Annotated in this window: 3 protein-coding genes; all 3 read left to right on the plus strand. The window is 72.3% G+C overall.

Annotated features, from left to right (window positions below):
* Positions 1–116: 116 nt before the first annotated feature.
* The 3 genes from PLL68_RS10330 to PLL68_RS10340 all read left to right on the plus strand — a co-directional run bounded on the left by PLL68_RS10330 (position 117) and on the right by PLL68_RS10340 (position 1,986).
* On the plus strand, positions 117–626 hold the full coding sequence (locus PLL68_RS10330) for a hypothetical protein (RefSeq protein WP_324533782.1): 510 nt from the start codon (positions 117–119) through the stop codon (positions 624–626).
* Positions 627–727: 101 nt separating this feature from the next.
* Complete coding sequence (locus PLL68_RS10335; protein WP_324533784.1) at positions 728–1,459, plus strand: aldolase/citrate lyase family protein; 732 nt, start codon at positions 728–730, stop codon at positions 1,457–1,459.
* 98 nt (positions 1,460–1,557) lie between these two features.
* Positions 1,558–1,986, plus strand: a complete 429-nt coding sequence (locus tag PLL68_RS10340) for a DUF7144 family membrane protein (protein ID WP_324533786.1) — start codon at positions 1,558–1,560, stop codon at positions 1,984–1,986.
* Positions 1,987–2,111: the final 125 nt, after the last annotated feature.

The following is a 2,111-nucleotide window of genomic DNA, read 5'->3' on the forward strand; positions in this document are numbered from 1 at the left end:
CCGCCACCGGCTCGACGACGTGAAGCACCCTGCTGCGGCCGAGTCTCATTGACAGGGGCCGTGAACGGCGCAAGGGTGGCGCTATCGGCAGAACCCGCCCTCGAGAGGACCCCTGAATGACCATCGAGATTCCCCGCTTCCTCACCAAGAACCAGGCCGATCTCGTGCGCGAGACCGAGCCGCACCGGATGGAGGCGCTCGATGAGGACACCCTGCTCGATCTGCACACCCGGGTCCGGCGAGCCCGCTCGAAGTACGTGAAGCTCTACCGGCAGACCGGTGCCCAGCGGGTGGGCATGAAGGGGGCCCGTGGCCACGCCCGGCCGGGCAATGCGGCGAACGGCGCCAAGGCCGAGGTGTTCGAGCTGGCCCTGGCCCGGGTCAGTGCCCGCCTCGAGGTCGTCGCCCGCGCCGCCGCCGAGGAGCTCAAGAACGAGCGGCTGGCCGCCGCCGCCGCAGTGCGCAGCTCGACAGGACCGGGCACCACGAAGGGTGCCGGAGGGGCCGACGGTTCGGCCAAGGCCAGCACCCGGCGCCGCGCCACGAAGACCACCGGCGGTCTCAAGCGCGACGCCTCGACGAAGTCCAAGGGCAAGAGCCGTCAGGCGAAGAAGGACGCGCGCTGACCTCAGCGTCGGGGCGTGACGTCGACGCCCCCGACGACGCTCATGTCGGCGCTCATGTCGACGCTGGCACCGGCGGGCACGCGGTGACCCGACACCGGGCCATGTCCGCGACGTCGCGAGGTCTGTGGACCTTCACCGCCGACGCCGACCTGCTCCTGCGGCTCAGCGCCAGCGGCTTCGACTGGCTCGCCATCGACGCCCAGCACGGGCCGGTCGACCGCGCCGCACTCCACGCGATCGGCCGGGCCCTGGCGGATGCCGCGACCCCCTTGGTCGTGCGCGTGCCCGCCGTTGATGCGGCGTGGATCGGGGCCGCCCTCGATGCCGGTGCTGCCGCCGTCATCGTGCCGTCGATCACCGGTGTCTCGGATGCCGTCCGCGCGGCTCGCGCGGCCCGCTACCCGCCCGAGGGCGACCGCAGCTGGGGCCCGTTCCCGCCGGTGTGGGGAGGCAGCGCCCCGCAGGCCGCCACCGCCAACGCCGACGTGGCCTGTTGGGCGCTGATCGAGACCGCCGGTGCCCTCGCCGACGTCGACGCGATCGCCGCCACCCCCGGCATCGACGGTTTGTTCGTCGGCCCCCTGGACCTCGCCCTGTCCCTGGGGACGACCGTCGACGGGCTGCTCGACGACCACGACCCCGGGGGTCCGATCGCGGTGATCGTGGCTGCGGCGGCGCGCCACGGCATCCTCGTCGGTGCCTTCGCCGGGTCCCCGGCCGCGGCGGCACGGCTGCGGCCCCACGGCATCCACTGCCTGGCCGTGGCCACCGACCTGGGCGTCGTCACCGAGGGATGCCGCTCGCTGCTCGCCGAGGATGGCGTCACCCCGTAGGGGTGAGGCCAGCGCCGGAGGCCCGACGGTAGACAGGTGGTGGTGGGCCGGGCGCGCGAGGTGCGCGGACGGCATCCGACGAAGGAAGTGGGCGAGCGATGTCGTACGAGAACATGTCGATGACGACGAACCTGTCAGCGAGCGGGCGTGGTGACCAGGCCGGGCCGGTGGCCTTCGCCGGGGTGATCCTCGTGATGGTGGGGCTCTTCCACGCCATCCAGGGCCTCGTCGCGCTCCTCAGCGACGACTTCTACGCGGTGGCCGGCGACTACGTCTTCCGGTTCGACCTCACGACGTGGGGCTGGATCCACCTGCTGCTCGGGCTGCTCGTGCTCGCGGCCGGAGCCGGCCTGTTCTTCGGTGCGACGTGGGCGCGCACGGTCGCGGTCATCGCGGCCTGCGTCAGCATGCTCGGCAACTTCGCGTGGCTGCCGAACTACCCGGTGTGGGGGCTGACCCTCATCGCGCTGGACGTGTTCATCATCTGGGCCGTCATCGTGCACGGGCGGGCCTTCGTCGACGAGTGACCCCCGGCCTGGTGGTCAGCGTCGCCGGGCGACGCGACGCACCACCGCTTCACCGCCGAGCTGGATCGCCTGGACGATGAGGACGAGGATGGCCACGGTGACCAGCATGAGCTCGGTGTTGAAGC

The sequence above is a fragment of the Ornithinibacter sp. genome (genome assembly GCF_035443565.1).
Lineage (GTDB): Bacteria > Actinomycetota > Actinomycetes > Actinomycetales > Dermatophilaceae > Fodinibacter.

Bases quoted from the DNA above. Each gene is read 5' to 3' on its own strand.
- PLL68_RS10340 (WP_324533786.1), top strand. From the start codon at position 1,558: ATGTCGTACGAGAACATGTCGATGACGACGAACCTGTCAGCGAGCGGG.
- PLL68_RS10335 (WP_324533784.1), top strand. From the start codon at position 728: ATGTCCGCGACGTCGCGAGGTCTGTGGACCTTCACCGCCGACGCCGAC.
- PLL68_RS10330 (WP_324533782.1), top strand. From the start codon at position 117: ATGACCATCGAGATTCCCCGCTTCCTCACCAAGAACCAGGCCGATCTC.